This window comes from Labrenzia sp. PO1 (assembly GCF_012273635.1).
In the GTDB taxonomy this organism is placed as follows: Bacteria; Pseudomonadota; Alphaproteobacteria; order Rhizobiales; family Stappiaceae; genus Roseibium; species Roseibium algicola.
Genome location: NZ_JAAXCR010000001.1, coordinates 846,927 through 863,451 on the forward strand (window position 1 = coordinate 846,927; position 16,525 = coordinate 863,451).

General features: G+C 59.4%; 17 protein-coding genes. 12 read left to right on the forward strand and 5 right to left on the reverse strand.

Annotation, left to right across the window (positions count from 1 at the left end; translation table 11 throughout):
• Positions 1-240 precede the first annotated feature (240 nt).
• Positions 241-714 (forward strand): DUF3775 domain-containing protein, encoded by a 474-nt coding sequence (locus tag HCG46_RS04040; protein ID WP_205838361.1) that lies wholly within the window; start codon positions 241-243, stop codon positions 712-714.
• Positions 715-1,094: 380 nt separating this feature from the next.
• A complete protein-coding gene (locus HCG46_RS04045) occupies positions 1,095-2,054 on the forward strand; it encodes a heparan-alpha-glucosaminide N-acetyltransferase (protein ID WP_168684747.1) in 960 nt (319 codons plus the stop codon).
• Positions 2,055-2,091: 37 nt separating this feature from the next.
• Here the strand turns inward: HCG46_RS04045 and HCG46_RS04050 are convergent, their stop codons facing one another.
• Complete coding sequence (locus tag HCG46_RS04050) at positions 2,092-3,057, reverse strand: choline/ethanolamine kinase family protein (RefSeq protein WP_168684749.1); 966 nt, start codon at positions 3,055-3,057, stop codon at positions 2,092-2,094.
• On the opposite strand from HCG46_RS04050, the gene HCG46_RS04055 reads away from it, so the two are divergent.
• The 3 genes from HCG46_RS04055 (at position 3,056) to HCG46_RS04065 (ending at position 6,918) form a co-directional block, all read left to right on the forward strand.
• Entirely contained in the window at positions 3,056-3,355 is a 300-nt protein-coding gene (locus tag HCG46_RS04055) for a SelT/SelW/SelH family protein (RefSeq protein WP_168684751.1), read from the forward strand. The genes HCG46_RS04050 and HCG46_RS04055 overlap by 2 nt on opposite strands.
• A 142-nt stretch (positions 3,356-3,497) precedes the next feature.
• Positions 3,498-4,208 carry a transporter substrate-binding domain-containing protein gene (locus HCG46_RS04060; RefSeq protein WP_168684753.1) on the forward strand — a complete coding sequence of 237 codons (711 nt, stop codon included), beginning with the start codon at positions 3,498-3,500 and terminating at the stop codon, positions 4,206-4,208.
• 187 nt (positions 4,209-4,395) lie between these two features.
• Positions 4,396-6,918 (forward strand): HAMP domain-containing methyl-accepting chemotaxis protein, encoded by a 2,523-nt coding sequence (locus HCG46_RS04065; RefSeq protein ID WP_168684755.1) that lies wholly within the window; start codon positions 4,396-4,398, stop codon positions 6,916-6,918.
• A 157-nt stretch (positions 6,919-7,075) separates the two neighbouring features.
• On the opposite strand, the gene HCG46_RS04070 is transcribed toward HCG46_RS04065, so the two are convergent.
• Both HCG46_RS04070 and HCG46_RS04075 read right to left on the reverse strand, forming a co-directional pair.
• Positions 7,076-7,456 carry a carboxymuconolactone decarboxylase family protein gene (locus HCG46_RS04070; protein ID WP_022997985.1) on the reverse strand — a complete coding sequence of 127 codons (381 nt, stop codon included), beginning with the start codon at positions 7,454-7,456 and terminating at the stop codon, positions 7,076-7,078.
• Positions 7,410-7,886, reverse strand: a complete 477-nt coding sequence (locus HCG46_RS04075) for a MerR family transcriptional regulator (protein WP_075284792.1) — start codon at positions 7,884-7,886, stop codon at positions 7,410-7,412. The genes HCG46_RS04070 and HCG46_RS04075 overlap by 47 nt, the downstream gene beginning before the upstream one ends.
• Before the next feature lie 248 nt (positions 7,887-8,134).
• Here HCG46_RS04075 and HCG46_RS04080 point away from each other — a divergent pair, with 248 nt between their 5' ends.
• The 3 genes from HCG46_RS04080 (at position 8,135) to HCG46_RS04090 (ending at position 10,783) form a co-directional block, all read left to right on the forward strand.
• Positions 8,135-8,725: a TetR/AcrR family transcriptional regulator gene (locus tag HCG46_RS04080; protein WP_168684758.1), complete on the forward strand. Its 591-nt coding sequence runs from the start codon at positions 8,135-8,137 to the stop codon at positions 8,723-8,725.
• A 91-nt stretch (positions 8,726-8,816) separates the two neighbouring features.
• Positions 8,817-9,377, forward strand: a complete 561-nt coding sequence (locus HCG46_RS04085; RefSeq protein ID WP_168684760.1) for a carboxymuconolactone decarboxylase family protein — start codon at positions 8,817-8,819, stop codon at positions 9,375-9,377.
• Between the two features lie 98 nt (positions 9,378-9,475).
• Entirely contained in the window at positions 9,476-10,783 is a 1,308-nt protein-coding gene (locus HCG46_RS04090) for an SRPBCC family protein (protein WP_168684762.1), read from the forward strand.
• Between the two features lie 132 nt (positions 10,784-10,915).
• On the opposite strand, the gene HCG46_RS04095 is transcribed toward HCG46_RS04090, so the two are convergent.
• Positions 10,916-12,490, reverse strand: a complete 1,575-nt coding sequence (locus HCG46_RS04095) for an ABC transporter substrate-binding protein (protein WP_035909848.1) — start codon at positions 12,488-12,490, stop codon at positions 10,916-10,918.
• A gap of 214 nt (positions 12,491-12,704) precedes the next feature.
• Between HCG46_RS04095 and betC the strand changes: the two genes are divergently transcribed.
• Both betC and HCG46_RS04105 read left to right on the forward strand, forming a co-directional pair.
• Positions 12,705-14,222, forward strand: a complete 1,518-nt coding sequence (betC, locus tag HCG46_RS04100; RefSeq protein WP_022997992.1) for a choline-sulfatase — start codon at positions 12,705-12,707, stop codon at positions 14,220-14,222.
• A 240-nt stretch (positions 14,223-14,462) separates the two neighbouring features.
• Positions 14,463-14,831, forward strand: a complete 369-nt coding sequence (locus tag HCG46_RS04105; protein WP_205838362.1) for a mannan-binding lectin — start codon at positions 14,463-14,465, stop codon at positions 14,829-14,831.
• 33 nt (positions 14,832-14,864) lie between these two features.
• Here the strand turns inward: HCG46_RS04105 and HCG46_RS04110 are convergent, their stop codons facing one another.
• Positions 14,865-15,221 (reverse strand): hypothetical protein, encoded by a 357-nt coding sequence (locus HCG46_RS04110; RefSeq protein WP_168684766.1) that lies wholly within the window; start codon positions 15,219-15,221, stop codon positions 14,865-14,867.
• Between the two features lie 494 nt (positions 15,222-15,715).
• Here HCG46_RS04110 and HCG46_RS04115 point away from each other — a divergent pair, with 494 nt between their 5' ends.
• Together HCG46_RS04115 and HCG46_RS04120 are read left to right on the forward strand one after the other, a co-directional pair.
• A complete protein-coding gene (locus HCG46_RS04115; protein WP_168684768.1) occupies positions 15,716-15,979 on the forward strand; it encodes a hypothetical protein in 264 nt (87 codons plus the stop codon).
• A 133-nt stretch (positions 15,980-16,112) separates the two neighbouring features.
• The gene (locus HCG46_RS04120) at positions 16,113-16,385 is read left to right on the forward strand and encodes a DUF1344 domain-containing protein (protein ID WP_168684770.1); all 273 of its coding nucleotides are present in this window, start codon (positions 16,113-16,115) and stop codon (positions 16,383-16,385) included.
• Positions 16,386-16,525 lie beyond the last annotated feature (140 nt).

Consider the following 16,525-nt stretch of genomic DNA (forward strand, 5'->3'; position numbering starts at 1 on the left):
GTAAAGCAAGATCACATGTCATCTGCAAGACCGCACGCGGTTCAAGGCTGGCATCGATCGGAAATTAACCAGAGTCACATGGCGCGACCTTGAATACCGGGGATAACCGCAGTCCAGGCCTTTGCGAGTGCGTTCGGAAACGTCCGGCAAGCCATGTGGAACAAAATCCGCTACGGGGCATTTGCCCTCAAGTGGTAGTATTACGCCGATGCAACCGGCGCCAGTGAGGGATTTCACATCATGACCATTGCCAACGGCGAAAAGTGGATCGATAAAGAAACGAAGGGTTTGTCGGAGGCAGCAATGGACATCGACCTCACACTTTCAGCAGACACGATCCGCCTGCTCGCTCAGAAGGCGCGGGCAGTTGCATCGTCTCTTCAGGATACGTTCGAGGACGGCCATGAAGGCGACGTCGAATTCGACGCCGATGCCCTGGAGCAAAGTCACGGTCACGATGGCCTTGCGGAGGAGGAAAACGACGACCTCTCCGACGAGGAACTGCGGGAGCTGATCGAGGATCTCAACGTGGATGAAGCTGCCGAACTGGTGGCTATCTCCTGGATCGGCCGCGGTGACTTCGAGGCTGAGGACTTCCAGCAAGCGGTCGACGAGGCACGCGATCGCGCCGCCGGTTCGACAGCAACCTATCTCCTCGGCATGCCGCTCCTGGCCGACCACCTGGAAGCCGGCCTCGACGCGCTTGACCTCTGACGGCCGATACAGCGCTGTTTTCGCCCGGGCTTCAAGACGTTCGGCGGGTCAAGGCGGCTAGGTCATTTTTGCCGGGTCTTCCACATCAGGTCGTTTTCCTTGGGAAAACCGGTTAGCAATTGATTTACTATCTTTTCGCTGCCGGACATTTGGCCCACTCTTGCCCCACTTCGTGGTGGGACAAGGGAGTTGAGGGCATGCTGCAAGACCCGGCGAACCAAGACGTGTTTACCGTCCATCGTCCGTCTCCATGGCCATATGTCGGCGCAATGCTCGCTGCGTCGGCCCTGATCACGACACTGGTCGTGGCGTTCAGCAGCTAATCCATACCGGCACTACCGCTCGAAACCGGTACCGGTCATCGTTCAGAGAGTTCCTTAATGCGTTCAACGCGTCTGGCCGTGCTTGATCTTGCCCGCGGCCTCGCTGTTGTCGCCATGGCGATCTACCATTTCTCCTGGGACCTTTCCTGGTTTGCCTATGTCGACTGGCCCGTTGCCCAGGGCACAGGTTGGCGCATGTTCGCCGCCTCGATCGCCGGCAGCTTCCTGCTTCTGGCCGGCGTCAGTCTGGATTTCGCCCACCACCTGGGCATCCGTTGGCATGCCTTCTGGCGGCGCTTTGCCGTGATCGTCGCAGCCGCTGCCGCCGTGTCGCTGGTCACCTATTTCACTTTCGGCGATACCTTTGTTCGCTTCGGCATTCTCCATTCCATTGCCTTGTCCAGCGTGATCGCCCTTCCCTTCACGCGCCTTCCGTTCGTCTTTGCCGGGCTTGCTGCGGCGTTCGTCTTCACTTTGCCCTTCTGGGCAGCTTCATCCGCCCTCGACGGCCAGCTCTGGCTGTGGACAGGGCTCGGCACACCGGATTTTGCCAGTGTGGATTATGTGCCGCTGGCGCCCTGGGCCGGAGTGACGTTGGCGGGCGTCGCCATCTCGAAGATTTTCCGAAAGATTAATCTGTGGCAGACGCTGTCCAGGTTGACATTCGCCAACCGTCCCGGCCGGCTGACGCGGTTCTTCGGCCGCCATTCCCTGCCAGTCTATCTGCTGCATCAGCCCTTGCTGTTCGGCCTTGTGTGGACGGCAACGCAGATCGGCCCGGAGATGGACCGCTCCGCCAATGCCTTCGTGCGCAATTGCACGGTTTCCTGCCAGGGTACGACCGCCACAACAGAAATCTGCGAAGCCGCTTGCGGCTGTACGCTTGAATATCTGAAATCGGACGGCATCTGGGACCAGCTTCTGGCCGAGCCCGAAAACCAGTCTCTGCGCAACCGGATGTCGAACAGATACAGTCAGTGCCTGGCTGATCCAAAGTGGCCGGATCCGCTCAACTGATCCCGGTTTTCAAGCCTTCGGTGCTGTTTCCGGGCGCTCAGGAAAGACGAGCCAGTTGCCGGAGCGCCCGGCCCCGCCGCTGCCGTGCAAAGGGAAGAAACACGTCCTCGTCTCGCCCCGCCGCCAGCTGCTCCAGCGCCCAGAGGGCCGACACGGCGTCGCATTTGGCTTTCATGAAACCAAGACGATCGGCCTCGGGCACCGCAGCGCCTGTTGCTGCATAGGCTTGCAGGAAAACCTGTTCCTCTTCCGCACTCATTTCGTGCTCCAGAACGGAGTAGGCAAGATCCCAGGCGGGTTCCGACATGCCTGAGAATTCCCAGTCAATCAGCCAGAGCTGGTCGCATGACATGAGGCAGTTGCCGGGGGATGGATCGCCATGGCTCGGAACAAGCACCGGGCCCGCACCACCAGCGGTGCCGGCACCGATCGGCTGCAACACTATTTCCAACCCGGTCATTTCCTCCCGGCACCGAACTGCGTCCTGAAGACCTTGCCATTGCGCCTGAAGCACGCTGTCCGGATCGAGCAGCCCTTCGAAGGTCACACCGGACCCATGCAATTGCCCCAATGCCTCGCCGAGTGCACGGGCCAGGCTGTACGACGGCTGCTCCGAAAGATCGGCAGGGCTGCCGGTGACCTCGACGGCGCGGGTCACCAGAATGCCGGCCTCCGCATCACAAAATACCGGTGGCACGGCAATTCCAGTCGCAGCGGCGAGCATCAGGTTTCTTGCCTCTGCCTTCCTGTCGATGTTGCCCGCCGCTTCCAGACGGGGAAGCCGCAGGAAGAACGTGCCCTTCTCAGCCTCCAGCCTGAACACACGGTTTGTCAGCCCAGGCTGGGGCCGGGCTGCCAGGGGAGCGCCACAAACACGATGCAGGTCCTGATGCCGTTCAAAGGCCTCCAGGATGTCCGGCAAAATGGTGTCTGGCGCGTCAGAGGAAAGCTGTGGCACAAGCAGGAACAATCGAGCGAAACAGAGGAGCTGGCCGGACGCCATGACGAACGTCCCATCGCCCCATATCATCATCACCTACTGCCGCCAATGCAATTGGCTGTTGCGCTCCGCATGGATGGCGCAGGAAATCCTGTCCACCTTCTCGGAAGAAGCCGGTGCTGTCACCCTTGTTCCGGGCACCGGAGGCATTTTCACAATCGTCTGCGACGGTCAACTTGTCTGGGACCGCAAGACAGATGGTGGCTTTCCGGAGGCCAAGGTACTGAAACAGCGGCTTCGTAACCTGCTTTGGCCGGAGAAGGACCTCGGCCACAGCGACCGCCAGGACAGGAAAGACTAGGCCGGACGCACTCAAGTGAATTGACTTCTTGAAGTCGCGAATATGTATACTGTGGCATCCGAAGCGCAGCTTTCGGCAAGCAAATTCGAGACAGGACGCATGAACCGGAGTCTTCATGCACATCAGGTTATCACTGTTATTTATGACACTACTATCGCTTGCCGGAGCAAGCACCAGTTCTGCAGTGGAAACCAGCGAACCTGAAATCGTCATCTATACCGAGGACTACAAACCGCTCTATTTCCCTGGTGAAGACGGGAAAATCTCGGGAACTGTCACCCAACTTGTACTAGATCTCGCCGATGACGCCGGCATAACGGTCGAAATGCACATGCGGCCGTTCAAACGCGGGCTGAATGCGGTGGAGAGCAACGCCAACCATTGTTTCATGGCCCTGTGGCGCACTCAGGAACGCGAACCGAATTTCACCTGGGTCGGACCTTTGGAAATCGACGGATACGGCCTTTTTGCCTTGAAGGGCAGTTCCATAGAACTTTCGACAGTCGAAGACAGTTTCGGCTATTCGACAGGAGCCGTCGGTGGCTGGACCAGCACCAATGAACTTCAGGACGCCGGCCATCCCCATCTTGTGCTGGTGGACGAAGATGGGCTCAATGCGAACATGCTGCGGTCAGGTCACACCAAGCTCTGGCTGGGTGGCCTGATTTCGGCTCCCTATGTTGCGGAACAGGAAGGGGTGGAGATCGAGAAACTGCTGACCCTGCAGACCGTCGAACTTGCTTTGGCCTGCAACTCACATATCGACCAGTCCGTTACCGATCGCCTGCAGTCAGCTTTGAACGCACGTCTTCAGAAAACGCCACAAAACAATCCCAAGCGATTGACGCAATAGACAATTTATCTCTGCTGCAGAGCAACCACCTCGAAAAGTTGCAAAACTTCAGAAAACTACTTTCCAAAGTCTTACCTGCACAACAAGCACACAAAAGACCGCCCATAATTAATGCAAGTCTCTTTTGGGTCTTCTTAAAACTTTCAATTCAAAATGCTTTCGGCAAGACAACGTCCGGAGCTCAAGAATGAAGTTCGTGAACCTTCCTTTCAGGAAGACTGCAACCGAGCCCTCAGCAACAAGGCATGAGCGGGCCGGACAACCGGCACGGCAGCGCCCCTTTTTCGACTGGCCGATCAAGACCCAGCTGCAGATCGGCTTCGGCGCCATGCTATTGTGCGCCATCGGGGTCGGTGCGGGGGGCTTGTTCGCAAGCTCTGAGGTCAAGAACTCGGTAACGGTGGCGAAGACCGCCAACGAACTTCTGGGGAGCGTCCCCCGGTTGCTGTCCCACGCCCAGACATTCAGTCGCGATGGCAGCAGCCAGACGGCGGAAGCGGTTGCCGCAGACATTGGTTTGATTTCGCAGGAAAGTCTCGCCCTGTCTGAAAGCCAACCCCAGGCGGCAACGCAGTTCGCGAGCATCGTCGGCGACCTGGAGACCGGCTTTGCGACGCTGCGCGACACACGGCAAAGCCGTGACACAGCGGCTGCGAACCTCGACACCCTCACCTCCGAACTGGTTGCAACCACCAATAAGGCCTTCGAGGAATACAAGGCCCTTGCCGCTTACAGATCCGCCCTTGCCATCACCAACGAAGGCAAGATGACCAACCTGTCCAACGTCAGCCCCCGGCTCAGCAACATGCGCATCACCACTGTGGTGCTGGCGCAGGAAGCCGAAACCTTTGCGGCAACACCAGACAAGACCCTGGCAAAGAAACTGGCGGACCGGGTGGATGCCCTCGACAAGGACGCGAAGGCGGTTCGCCGCACGGTGAAGACAGACACGATCAAGGACAGCGTCAAGGACCTCACCAAAAGCTCCAAGTCCTTTGAGAAGCTTCTGAAAGCGCACCTGAAGTCCCCGGAAGAGGGCGCCTGGAAAAACAAACTGGAACCGGCCATCCTTGAACTGATCACCCTTGCCGACACGATCATCAAGGCCGCCGAAGCACCGATTGACGACCTGACGAAGGAACTGCGGGACTTCGACAAGGCGAGCGCCGATATCGCGCTTCTGTCGAACTACACCCAGAGTGTGGCGCGTAGCGTGCTCGGCATCCGCAGCGCCTATTCAGACTATCTGAACACATCCTCGCAAAACGCCGCCGATACATTCCAGCTCTATCTGGGCGATGCCCGCACGGAACTGGGCAATCTGGAAACGGTGCGAACCTCAGCCGGCAAGAACACGTCTGACAAGGCTCTGAATGATCTTCTCAATGGTCCACTCAAGGCGCTTGTAACCGCCGGTGGCGATGCCTTGCCAAAACTTGAAGCCACCTTTGCCGAAGTCGTCACCTCGACAGCAGCGCTGCGCGCAAGCGAACAATCCTTTGCCGCCGCCGCCTCCTCCCTGACGGAACAGGCAGAAATCATCAGCGCCAATTCCGGTGCAACCGCACTGGCAAGCGCCGTCGGTGCTCAAACGCAGATCACCATTACGCTTGCCCTGGCACTGCTTCTGGGCATCGCTTTCGTCGTGTTGCTCTCCACTGCCATCATCCGCCCGATCCGGGGCCTGACCGGCGCGATGCTCAAACTGAGGGACGGCGATACGGCTCTCGATCTTCCGGCTGCAAACCGCAAGGATGAAATCGGTCACATGGCTCAGGCCGTCGCAACCTTCCGTGACCGGGAAATCGAACGGATGCGGCTGGAAGAAGAAACCCTTGCAAGTCAGGAAGGTGTCCGCCAGCGCCAGGCCACCGTCGATGCGCTTGTCGCCTCGTTCCGTCAGGATATCGAGCAGGCACTCGCCACGGTGACCGGCAACATGCATCAGCTCGACAATACGGCCGAGCAGCTTTCCGAGATTGCCCGCACGACGACGGGCAAGTCCGAAGACGTCAGCACCGCCTCCAGCCAGGCCAGCCAGAACGTCCAGACCATCGCCGCCGCCACGGAGGAACTCAGCGCCTCTGTTCAGGAGGTCGGTCGGCAGGTCAACGACACCCTCGTGCGCGTTGAGGAAGTTGCAGGGGCCACCCGCACTTCCAACGACCAGATCAAGGGCCTGTCGGCGGCTGCCGAACGCATTGGTGCCGTTGTCCAGCTCATCCAGGAAATTGCCGAGCAGACCAACTTGCTCGCGCTCAATGCGACTATCGAAGCCGCACGCGCCGGCGAAGCCGGGCGGGGGTTTGCCGTGGTTGCCTCGGAAGTCAAGTCACTGGCCGGTCAGACGGCCAAGGCAACAGAGGAAATTTCCAGCCAGGTGTCCGAAATCCAGCAGGCCACCAACGGCGCCGTCGACGCGATCAGCGCGATCATGGAAATGATGGAGTCCGTCAACGAGACCGCAGCCGCCATGGCAAGCTCCGTCGAACAGCAGGCCGGGGCCACCGCGGAAATCTCCACCGGTGTCTCCCAGGCCGCAGGCCAGACCGCAAGCGTATCGGAAAATATCGGCGATCTCTCCCGAGGCTCCAGCGAAACCAGTCTGTCGGCCCGTGAAGTGGAAGAAATCACCGGTGCAGCCACCCGGCAACTTGCCGAAGTCACCACACGCATCGACCGGTTCCTGCAGGATGTCGCCGCAGCCTGAGTTGGGGGTTCTGCAGAAATTGGATACCGGCGTCACCGATATCCAATCGCCGCCTTACACCTAACTGTCTTTAGTCATCCCGGACGCAGCGAAGCGAAGATCCGGGATGACCACGGATAGCTTTATCTTGGCGGCAACGCTGTGTGCCTACATCCCCTCACTCTGCATCCTGTGCCTCAAATACCTCCCGGGCCGCGTTGAGGCCGTTGATCGCTGCCGGCAGGCCGCCGTAGACGGCCATCTGCCAGATCGCCTCGACGACTTCCTTCCGCTCCGCACCGGCGGCAAGCGTGTGTTCAATGTTGATTTTGAGTTGCGGAGCCGTCTGCCCGCCAAGCACGGTCAGGGCCGCGATGGTGCACAACTGGCGTGTTTTCAGGTCGAGGCCCTCCCGGGCATAGTGCCGACCGTAAGCCCATTCGATCAGGCTTTCGGAAAATCCGGGCAGAAGATCGTCGTAACGATCGCTGAGGATGGCTTCCAGGTCGGGGTTAAGTTTCTGCGTCAGCGCGCGGCCGCGCTCCAGGGCGGTGCTCATGTTTCGGAGCTTCCTTGCTTGGCGGCGCGCCGTGTTCGGTCCGGGCGCAGCTTTCGAAGGCCGGATCAACGGTCTCACCCGCTTCCATCCTTCTGTAGCGATCAATCTTATCGTCCAGGACGTCCAGCATCTCGGTGAGCCGGGCAATATCGCCGACAACCTTTCCCCTGTGCGTTTCCAGCAGCTTCCGGCGCTCCGTCAACGAAGCTTCGCCCTTTGTACGAAGGTCCGCGTAACGCAGCCGGTCCTTGATGCCCATACCAGTCGATTTCAGCCGGTCCAGGAAGTCGATCCACCTGAGGATCGTTGCATCGTAGACCCGCCGCCCACCACCGTCCCGCAAGGGACGCGGCAGAAGGCCGATCTTTTCGTAGTAGCGCAGGGTGTCGGTCGAAAGTCCCGATTTTTCGGCTAGGTCGCCAATCCGCATGTCAGTCTCCGAACGGAACGATTTCTCTCAGGTACCGGTTGGAGTGCACTCCAGGTCAAGCGTCTTTTTCAACTAAATCAAATCTGGCGACACGGAGCTGCATTGCTGACAGGGGTCAATCTCGTTCCGGTTCGGCCGTTTTCGAGGCATCCAGACCTGAAGACGGCAAGACCCACCTCGCGACGTCGTGAACTTGGGGTGAGCGTCAATCAATTGACTGATCGGTCAGTTGGAAATATCAATTCCACATGACCACGACACGCGACATTCTCATCGACACGGCCACCGAGCTCTTTCTGGGACGCAACTTCGGTGCCGTTGGCACCACGGAACTCTGCAAGAGCGCCGGGGTGAACAAGGGAACGTTGTACCATTACTTCCCTTCGAAGTCGGATCTTCTGGCTGCAGCGATCGAGCGATATGCCACGTCTTTCGGACAAGCTTTCCGCGACATTGCCGACAGTGACGCAGCACCGGAAGACAAGCTCCGCCAGCTCTTCGACGTTCCCGCTCGGGCAAACCGGGACTGGAAAGCCCGATACGGCTTTGCACAAGGATGCCTTGTCGGAAACATGAGCCTTGAACTCGGGGCCGTCGATACCCCTGTAAGCGAGGCCATCAAACATGCACTGACGACGTGGAAAGCCCCCGTGCGCGATATCCTGCACCAGGTCATCGAGGCCGGTTCACTCGCCAGGATCGATTGCGACAAGGGAGCAGATGTCGTCATCGGCCTCATTCAGGGTGGGCTTCTGCTGGCCAAGGCGCAGAACGACCCATCGCACATCACCCTTCTTGCCCCCGGCGCCCTCTCTCATCTGAACAGCCTTAAACCCTAACCGCCGCCAGTTGCGGCAAACACCGGACGTCCGAGCACGTTTAAACACTACTTGACTGGTCGGTCAGTTGACACACAAAAGGAAACGACAAATGCCAAACATGCTTCAAATCGAACCCAGCCAGGCAACAGGAGCCACGAAGGAGGCGTTTGATGAGGCCAAGCGGCAATTCGGCGGCGTCATCAACCTCTTCAAGGTCACGGGCAATGCCCCCAATGTGCTGAAGGGCTTCCTTGCGCTCAATGCCGGCGTCAACGACGGCATAGAACTGACGGGCAAGGAGGTCGAACAGGTAGCCATGCTCGTTTCCGCACTCAATCGCTGCGATTATTGTGTCAACGTTCACATGAAAGTGGGCCAGATGCAGGGCGGCAGCGAAACCGAGATGCTGGCCGCAATGGAAGGCCGCGCGGAGGATGCGCGGACGCAGGCCCTGCTCGACTACGCAAATGAAGTCGTCCGCAACCGCGGTCAGGTGACCGCCCCGACGCTTCATGCTGTCCGGCAGGCCGGTTTTTCCGACAAGGCCCTTCTGGAAACCATCGGGATCATCGGGGTCTACACCCTGATCCAGTATGTGCGGCACGTGGCGGATCCGGAGCATGATTTCCCGCAGGTTACCCAATACGACGCACAGCAGATGGGCGCCTGAACAAACGGCCCGGTCGCGTCAGCCCGATGACGCGACCAAACCCGACCAATGAACAGCCGCCACTTCACGATTGCCCAAACTTGAACGGGAGGAAGACGATGATCGACGTTCACCGAAAAAAAGCCCTGCCGGTCCATCCTGACCTCGTGCGACAGCTTGCAGGTGGTTTTGACCAGATCGGTGCATGGCATCCGGCCGTTGCGGACTGCAAGACGAGCGAAACACCTTCCGGCACAGTGCGCCACCTGACGCTGCCGGACGGCGCGATACTCCAGGAAGCTCGGACCGACGACGGAACGGTTCCCGGAACCTACAGCTACCGCATCCTCTCTGGCCCCCTTCCCGTGCGCGACTACACTTCGACTTTCCGGATCCTTGCGACCGGCAACGGCTGCGAGGTGGAATGGTCGGGAAGGTTCGATGCTGAAGGCGCTTCAGAAGAGGAGGCACGTTCCGTGGTTGCCGGCATTTATGAAACGGGACTTCAGGCACTGGCGGCGATGGTTGCCGAACAGGCTAGCAAGACCCTACAACGCCGCAAGCCCTCCCCCTTGCCACAGGTGACCACGGTTCCGGAGATCCGTGCCGACGAAGCGCTGCGCGCTGTCTACGAAGACACCAAGGCCGTGCTGCAAGTGCCATGGATGGGCGTAGTGACGATGGCCTTTGCACAATATCCGAACTTCTACGCCGCCTTGTGGGGTGGACTGCGAGACCTTGCCGGAAGCAGGGAATTCGTTGCAGCCTGCGCGGAGCTGAGATCATGTGCAGAGCAGGAAGTTGCCGCCTTTTCGGTTCCGGAAATTACAAGGGATTCGCGCAAACGCGGGTATGCGGATCAGGAACTCGAGCGGATAAGAGACGAGATCGAGGTCTTCTCCCACGGCAACATGCCCTATCTCCTGATCGCGACAGCTGCCCGGCTTCTGATCGAGAACCATGACCTTGGTGAAAACAGCACCATTTCACCCTACGACAGCGAACACGGGCCGCGGCGACTGGGGGCACCGGTGCTCATGGAAATGCACCACGTCGACAGCCAGACGCGAGATGTCTACGACGACATCATGCGCACGCTCGGCCTGCCGTTCGTGAACACCGATTATCGTGCCCTTGCCCGCTGGCCAAGCTACTTTCGCCTCGCGTGGAATGCACTGCGTCCTCAGATCGAAACCACCGACTATGACAAGGCCTGCGAACGCGTTCACGACTGTGCGGTCAACCTTGCCCGGACGTTGCCCAACCCTGGCGGACTGACACCGGAAATCCTGCAAGCGGCGATTGCCCAGGACACCAACGCGCAGCCGGTTGGCGATGTGGTGCGGCTGTTTCAATGGTTGCTGCCAGGCCTGATCGTCAACGTCGAGGCCTTTCGCCAACAATTGATTTCGGAAAAGTCCAATTGAAAAAAAGCGGCCGGCGGGACTTGCCCGGCCGGCCGTTGGAAAGGCCCCAAACAGGAGCGCTTTGAAGGTCGATCCGGCGAGGCGGTTTCCACCGCCTTCGCCTTAACGGCAGCAAGTGCCGTCTTGGTTCTGTTAAGCGAACCACCAGCGTTCGACGGCGCGGAAACCGTCCAGGGTCCAGTTGGCGGCAACCTTTTCCGGATGCTGGACCTTTTCGTTGTGCGCCATGACATAGCTGGCGAACATCGGAATAATCACACCACCGTCGGTGCGCACCAGGTTCTGCATTTCGCGGTACATATCGGCGCGCTTGGTTTCATCAAGCTCGGAACGTGCCGTCTTCAGCAACTGGTTGAAACGCTCGTTCTCCCAGTAGGTATCGTTCCAGGGAGCGCCTGACGCATAGGCCACGGAGAACATCCAGTCTTCCGTCGGACGTCCGCCCCAGTAGACCGCGCAGAACGGCTTTTTCATCCACACATCGGACCAGTAACCGTCATTCGGCTCGCGCGTCGGCTTGATGTTGATTCCGGCCTTGCTCGCGCTGTTTGAATAAAGCACGGCCGCATCGACGGCACCACCGAAGGCCGCATCAGCCGCTGAAAGGCTGACGTCAAGGGAATCGAGACCGGCCTGCTTCAGGTAGTATTTCGACTTGTCGGGATCGTAGGTGGTCTGTTCCAGGTCGTCCGCGAAGAAGCGGTTTGACGGGCTGATCGGATGATCGTTCCCAACCGCCCCGTAGCCGAACAGGATCTTGTCGACCAGTTCCTGGCGATCGACAGCATATTTCAGCGCCATACGTACATTGTTGTCGCTAAAGGGCGCCGTGCGCGTGTCCATCGCAAACGTGTAGTGCTGCGTGCCCGTGGTCGACAGGATCGTGACGTTCGGCGAACGCTTGAACAGACCGACGGTCTTCAGGTCCACCTGATCGATGACATCGACATTGCCGGTCAGGAGTGCTGACTGACGCGCTGCCGGGTCAACGATGGTCAGCAGCTTGACATCGTCGAAATGCGCCCGGTCGGTCTTCCAGTAGTTCTCGTTCCTGGTCAGCTCGGCAATGACACCCGGCTGGTAGTTGGTCACCTTGTAGGGACCGCAACCGTCGCTGCTGGTCGGATCGATCTTGCCGTCGGAGGATTTCATGATCGGCAAGTGATAGTCGCTGACCACGAACGGGAAGTCTGCATTGCCCGCTTCCAGCGTGAACACGACGCTGTCGCCGTCGACGCTGATATCCTTGATGGGATCAACGAAAGGCTTCGCCGCCGAGGTGCTGTTTTCGCCGCGGTGATAGTTGATCGAGGCCACCACGTCTTCCGGCTTGACCGTGCCGCCGCTGTGATACTCGATCCCCGGGCGGATCTTGAAGGTCCAGACCGTGGCATCGGGAGACGGCTCCCAGCTTTCCGCCACTTCGCCCACCAGGGTACCATCTGCGGTGATCTCGATGAGGTAGCCATGACGGGATGTGGCGAACACCTGCACGAAGACATTGTCCCAGGTGCCGGGGTCATAGTTTTCACTGGTGTTGCCTGCGGCGATGCCAACCCTGAACGTGCCGCCCTTCTTGGGTTGCGCGGCTGCCGGACCGATCGCGAACTGACCGGCAACAGCCGCTCCGCCGATCGCTGCCGCACCTTGCAGGATGCTGCGCCGGGAGACCCCGGACTGAAGGATGTGCTTGTTAAGATTTCCCATTTTCATGTCCCCTCTTTTTGATGTCCTCGTTATGGAAATGACGCCGCGTGAACGTGTCCGCGCGAAAGAAATCTGCCCTGAACGTCCTTGATCCGAACAGAATTGCCAGCCACCAAGACGCCTGTTTTTCATACTATGCCGTTTTTGATTGATCGCTCAATTAAAAAAAAGCTAACACTTGCGGCAAGGTCCTCACTCGCGGCGGAGAAGCAGCATGGGAAAGCGCAAGAACATCCTGATCCTGATGGTCGACCAGTTGAACGGAACCTTGTTTCCGGACGGCCCGGCGGAGTTTCTGCACGCACCGAACCTGAAGAAACTTGCCGCCCGTTCGATTCGCTACGAGAACACCTACACCGCTTCGCCGCTCTGTGCGCCGGCACGCGCAAGCTTCATGTCCGGCCAGCTGCCACGCCGTACGGGCGTCTACGACAATGCCGCCGAATTCGCCTCTGACATCCCGACCTATGCCCATCATCTGCGCCGCGCCGGTTACACCACCTGCCTGTCCGGCAAGATGCATTTCGTCGGTCCGGATCAGATGCACGGCTTTGAGGAACGACTGACCACCGACATCTACCCTGCCGATTTCGGCTGGACGCCCGACTACCGCAAGCCAGGCGAGCGTATCGACTGGTGGTACCACAACATGGGGTCAGTCACGGGCGCCGGCATTGCCGAGATTTCCAACCAGATGGAATATGACGACGATGTTGCCTTCCAGGCCGTGCGCAAGATCCACGACTACGGCCGCGGCAAATACGACCGCCCGTTCTGCCTGACTGTCAGCTTCACCCACCCGCACGACCCTTATGTCGCCCGCCAGAAGTACTGGGATCTCTACGAGGACTGCGAGCACTTGCTGCCGCAGGTTCCGGCGATGGACTACGACGACCACGACCCGCATGCAAAGCGCATCTTCGATGCCAACGACTGGCGCAACTTCAACATCACCGAAGAAGACATCCGCCGCTCGCGACAGGCCTATTTCGCCAACATCACCTATCTGGACGACAAGATCGGCGAAATCCTGCACGCGCTCGACGCGATGGACCTGACCGAGGACACCACCATCCTCTTCGTTTCAGATCATGGCGACATGCTGGGCGAGCGCGGCCTGTGGTTCAAGATGAACTTCTTCGAAGGCTCGGCCCGCGTGCCCCTGATGGTTGCCGACGCGGATCTCGCGCCGAAGCACATTTCCGATCCAGTCAGCACGCTCGACGTTCTGCCGACCGTCTGCGACCTCGCCGGCATCGACATGAGTGAGATCATGCCGTGGACCGACGGCACCAGCCTTGTGCCTCTGGCGAAAGGCGAGCCCCGCACCGCACCGGTGCTGATGGAATATGCCGCCGAAGCCTCCTACGCCCCGCTGGTCGGCATCCGGGAGGGCGACTGGAAATACATCCACTGCGAACTCGACCCGCCGTTGCTCTTCAACGTGACGGACGACCCGCACGAACTGACCAACCTCGCCGCCGACCCGGCACATGCCGCAACCGCCGTGCGTTTTGCCGAAATCGCAGGGAAACAATGGGACATGGCCGCTTTCGACGCCGAAGTGCGCCAGTCCCAGGCCCGCCGCTGGATCGTCTACGAAGCCCTGCGCAACGGCGCCTATTTCCCCTGGGACTACCAGCCCCTGCAAAAAGCCTCCGAACGCTACATGCGCAACCACATGGACCTGAACATCGTGGAAGAAAGCCAGAGGTATCCGCGAGGAGAGTGAACCCGCTTTCTTCCTGGACCGGCTCGCTTACCCTTGTCATCCCCGCCCAGGCGGGGATCCAGTAATCGTCTGATCTCAAAATTTTCCAGATACCGCCCCACGGATACCGCGATCCCAGATCGTGGCCCTGCCGAAGCAGGGCCACGCCGTGCGAGAAACCAGTTCACACAGAACTTCCCGGTCGACACACGGCGAGAGGTAATGGAAGCTCTGGCGGATCGATTATCTACGGAGGTTCCGATGCGATTGCCGAAGCTGCTCACAGCGCTCTTCTTCCTGCTCATTGCACTTCCCGCCAGCGCACAGACCTACAACGTCGAGGCCGGGCCGATCTGGAACAATGGTGACGCGCAGGCGAAATGTCCACGTGTCTGCGGCGGGCTGGGAGCACGCTGGAATGGGCAGTGGCATACGACGGTACAGGGGCAGATGTCGGTCTGTGCGTGTGAGAAGGCCAGCCCGGGACGTGAAATCCAGGCCGGGCCGATCTGGAACAACGCTGATGCGCAGGGCAAATGCCCCGGCATCTGCTTTGGCAACGGTCTCAGCTGGAGCGGCCAGTGGCGTACCACCGTACAGGGACGCATGTCCGTTTGCGACTGCCGCTAGCCCGCCCGTGGGGTGGGCGAACGCGACCGGGTGTTACTTCGTGCAGCCGTTGACATCGGCAGCGCAGTAGAACCCTTCCGAGGAATTGCCGCAGCAATAAAGGAAACCGGGCGAGTCGCAGTAATACTCCGATGAACCGCAACGGCCGGCAACCTGCATCAACGGACCCTTGTCCGTCGATGACCCCGGCAGTTCCACGGCGCCGGACAGGCGCGGCGACATGTTGGGCATCGGCGGCACTTCAAGCCCGCTATCCAGGCTTGCAAGGACAACTTTCGCTGCTGTCAGATCCGGCTGATGGGTCAGGTCCAGCGGATCGGCCCCTGCCGGGGTAACCGCGTAAAACATGCCGGTCATCAGGGTGATTTCAACAATAGTTCTCAGTCTCATCTTTCGCCTCCTCCGCGCAAGATGCAGCTTGTCTGCTTGTGATCTGATGGAGCCGATTATAGCACGAGACCGAAACCCCGAATATTCAGCAAACTACGCAGCACGCAAAAGATTTACAAAGAGAAACAACAGCCTCACGTGGGCACATCACCCTTTGAAGGTGTATTTTCCGGCGCGTGTGCCTGGGCCTCTTACGCGCCCAAACGTGGCGAAAATCCCGCCGAAAAGGCGCTCTAAACCCTGCCGGAAACCTGGTCAGACAATATTTTTTGCACCCCTGATTTCGAACAAATTTCCGCCGCAATCCAAGCGCTGAATCCGCGTCAGCAGGGTCAAGCGCGTCCCGCGTAAGCCACTCACCAGGCAGTGCTTCTGGATTTCCCAAGGCATGAGATGGATAGAGAACCCAAGCCGTCATGACATTGGCAACAAGCCGTCATGGCCGCGAAACCACTGCACCTTCAAACATCTCTGTCCTTGAAAGGATATCTGCAATGGCCATTCGCGGCTTTGTCCTTGGTGCTGCCTTCCTTGCTGCCGGCCTGGCGCCCGCAACTGCCGACAGCGTGACCGCTTCCGTAGAGACCTGGAACCCGGCAACTCGTACGCTTGTTCTGAGCGACAAGACACAGTTCCAGACAATTTCCAGCTCCGTCGCGGTGCCGGACACGCTGGCTGCAGGAAAGACCGTCACCATTCACTACAATGGCTCGGAAAACGGCGTTGACTCGATCCTCTCCATAGAGGTTCAGCCCTAAGCCAGCGTCACGCCACTGCACCACGAAACTGCCTCGGCCTGACGGAGGCTGACGGTGCGCCGCCTTCATTTTCCGGGATCCGCGCCGCCCCCGAGACCGGATCCTGACGCCCCTTTTGCACAAGGAGACGTGAATGCCAAAATGGCTCATCGCGATTGCGACGGCGCCGTTGTTGCTGACTTTGCCCCCGCCCAGCCTTCGGTCCGCGCTCGCAGATGAAATCGCAGGTACGATCCTGTCCATCGATCCCTTCGAAGGCCTGTTTTCCCTTGAAGACGGGTCCAGGTTTCTTCTGACCGACACGCTCAGTTCGCAAGATCTGATGATCGGATCGGAAGTCCTGATCACCTTCACGACAACAGTGTCCGGCGACCGCCTGGTGACCGCACTCCAGGTCGTGAACTGAACTGCCCGGCATCTCGCCCTGTCATTCTCACTATCCGGACAGGGCGAACGCCAGCCCGATACTGGCCAAGGCCCCATCAAACGGCCAAAGTCCAACTTTTCCATCGGCCCGCACCACCTGCCCTTCGCGGGCCGATTTTT

What these genes read in the sequence shown, in the direction of transcription:
- HCG46_RS04040 (WP_205838361.1), top strand. Translation starts at nt 241, where the DNA reads ATGACCATTGCCAACGGCGAAAAGTGGATCGATAAAGAAACGAAGGGT.
- HCG46_RS04045 (WP_168684747.1), top strand. Translation starts at nt 1,095, where the DNA reads ATGCGTTCAACGCGTCTGGCCGTGCTTGATCTTGCCCGCGGCCTCGCT.
- HCG46_RS04055 (WP_168684751.1), top strand. Translation starts at nt 3,056, where the DNA reads ATGACGAACGTCCCATCGCCCCATATCATCATCACCTACTGCCGCCAA.
- HCG46_RS04050 (WP_168684749.1), bottom strand. Translation starts at nt 3,057, where the DNA reads ATGGCGTCCGGCCAGCTCCTCTGTTTCGCTCGATTGTTCCTGCTTGTG.
- HCG46_RS04060 (WP_168684753.1), top strand. Translation starts at nt 3,498, where the DNA reads ATGACACTACTATCGCTTGCCGGAGCAAGCACCAGTTCTGCAGTGGAA.
- HCG46_RS04065 (WP_168684755.1), top strand. Translation starts at nt 4,396, where the DNA reads ATGAAGTTCGTGAACCTTCCTTTCAGGAAGACTGCAACCGAGCCCTCA.
- HCG46_RS04070 (WP_022997985.1), bottom strand. Translation starts at nt 7,456, where the DNA reads ATGAGCACCGCCCTGGAGCGCGGCCGCGCGCTGACGCAGAAACTTAAC.
- HCG46_RS04075 (WP_075284792.1), bottom strand. Translation starts at nt 7,886, where the DNA reads ATGCGGATTGGCGACCTAGCCGAAAAATCGGGACTTTCGACCGACACC.
- HCG46_RS04080 (WP_168684758.1), top strand. Translation starts at nt 8,135, where the DNA reads ATGACCACGACACGCGACATTCTCATCGACACGGCCACCGAGCTCTTT.
- HCG46_RS04085 (WP_168684760.1), top strand. Translation starts at nt 8,817, where the DNA reads ATGCCAAACATGCTTCAAATCGAACCCAGCCAGGCAACAGGAGCCACG.
- HCG46_RS04090 (WP_168684762.1), top strand. Translation starts at nt 9,476, where the DNA reads ATGATCGACGTTCACCGAAAAAAAGCCCTGCCGGTCCATCCTGACCTC.
- HCG46_RS04095 (WP_035909848.1), bottom strand. Translation starts at nt 12,490, where the DNA reads ATGGGAAATCTTAACAAGCACATCCTTCAGTCCGGGGTCTCCCGGCGC.
- betC (WP_022997992.1), top strand. Translation starts at nt 12,705, where the DNA reads ATGGGAAAGCGCAAGAACATCCTGATCCTGATGGTCGACCAGTTGAAC.
- HCG46_RS04105 (WP_205838362.1), top strand. Translation starts at nt 14,463, where the DNA reads ATGCGATTGCCGAAGCTGCTCACAGCGCTCTTCTTCCTGCTCATTGCA.
- HCG46_RS04110 (WP_168684766.1), bottom strand. Translation starts at nt 15,221, where the DNA reads ATGAGACTGAGAACTATTGTTGAAATCACCCTGATGACCGGCATGTTT.
- HCG46_RS04115 (WP_168684768.1), top strand. Translation starts at nt 15,716, where the DNA reads ATGGCCATTCGCGGCTTTGTCCTTGGTGCTGCCTTCCTTGCTGCCGGC.
- HCG46_RS04120 (WP_168684770.1), top strand. Translation starts at nt 16,113, where the DNA reads ATGCCAAAATGGCTCATCGCGATTGCGACGGCGCCGTTGTTGCTGACT.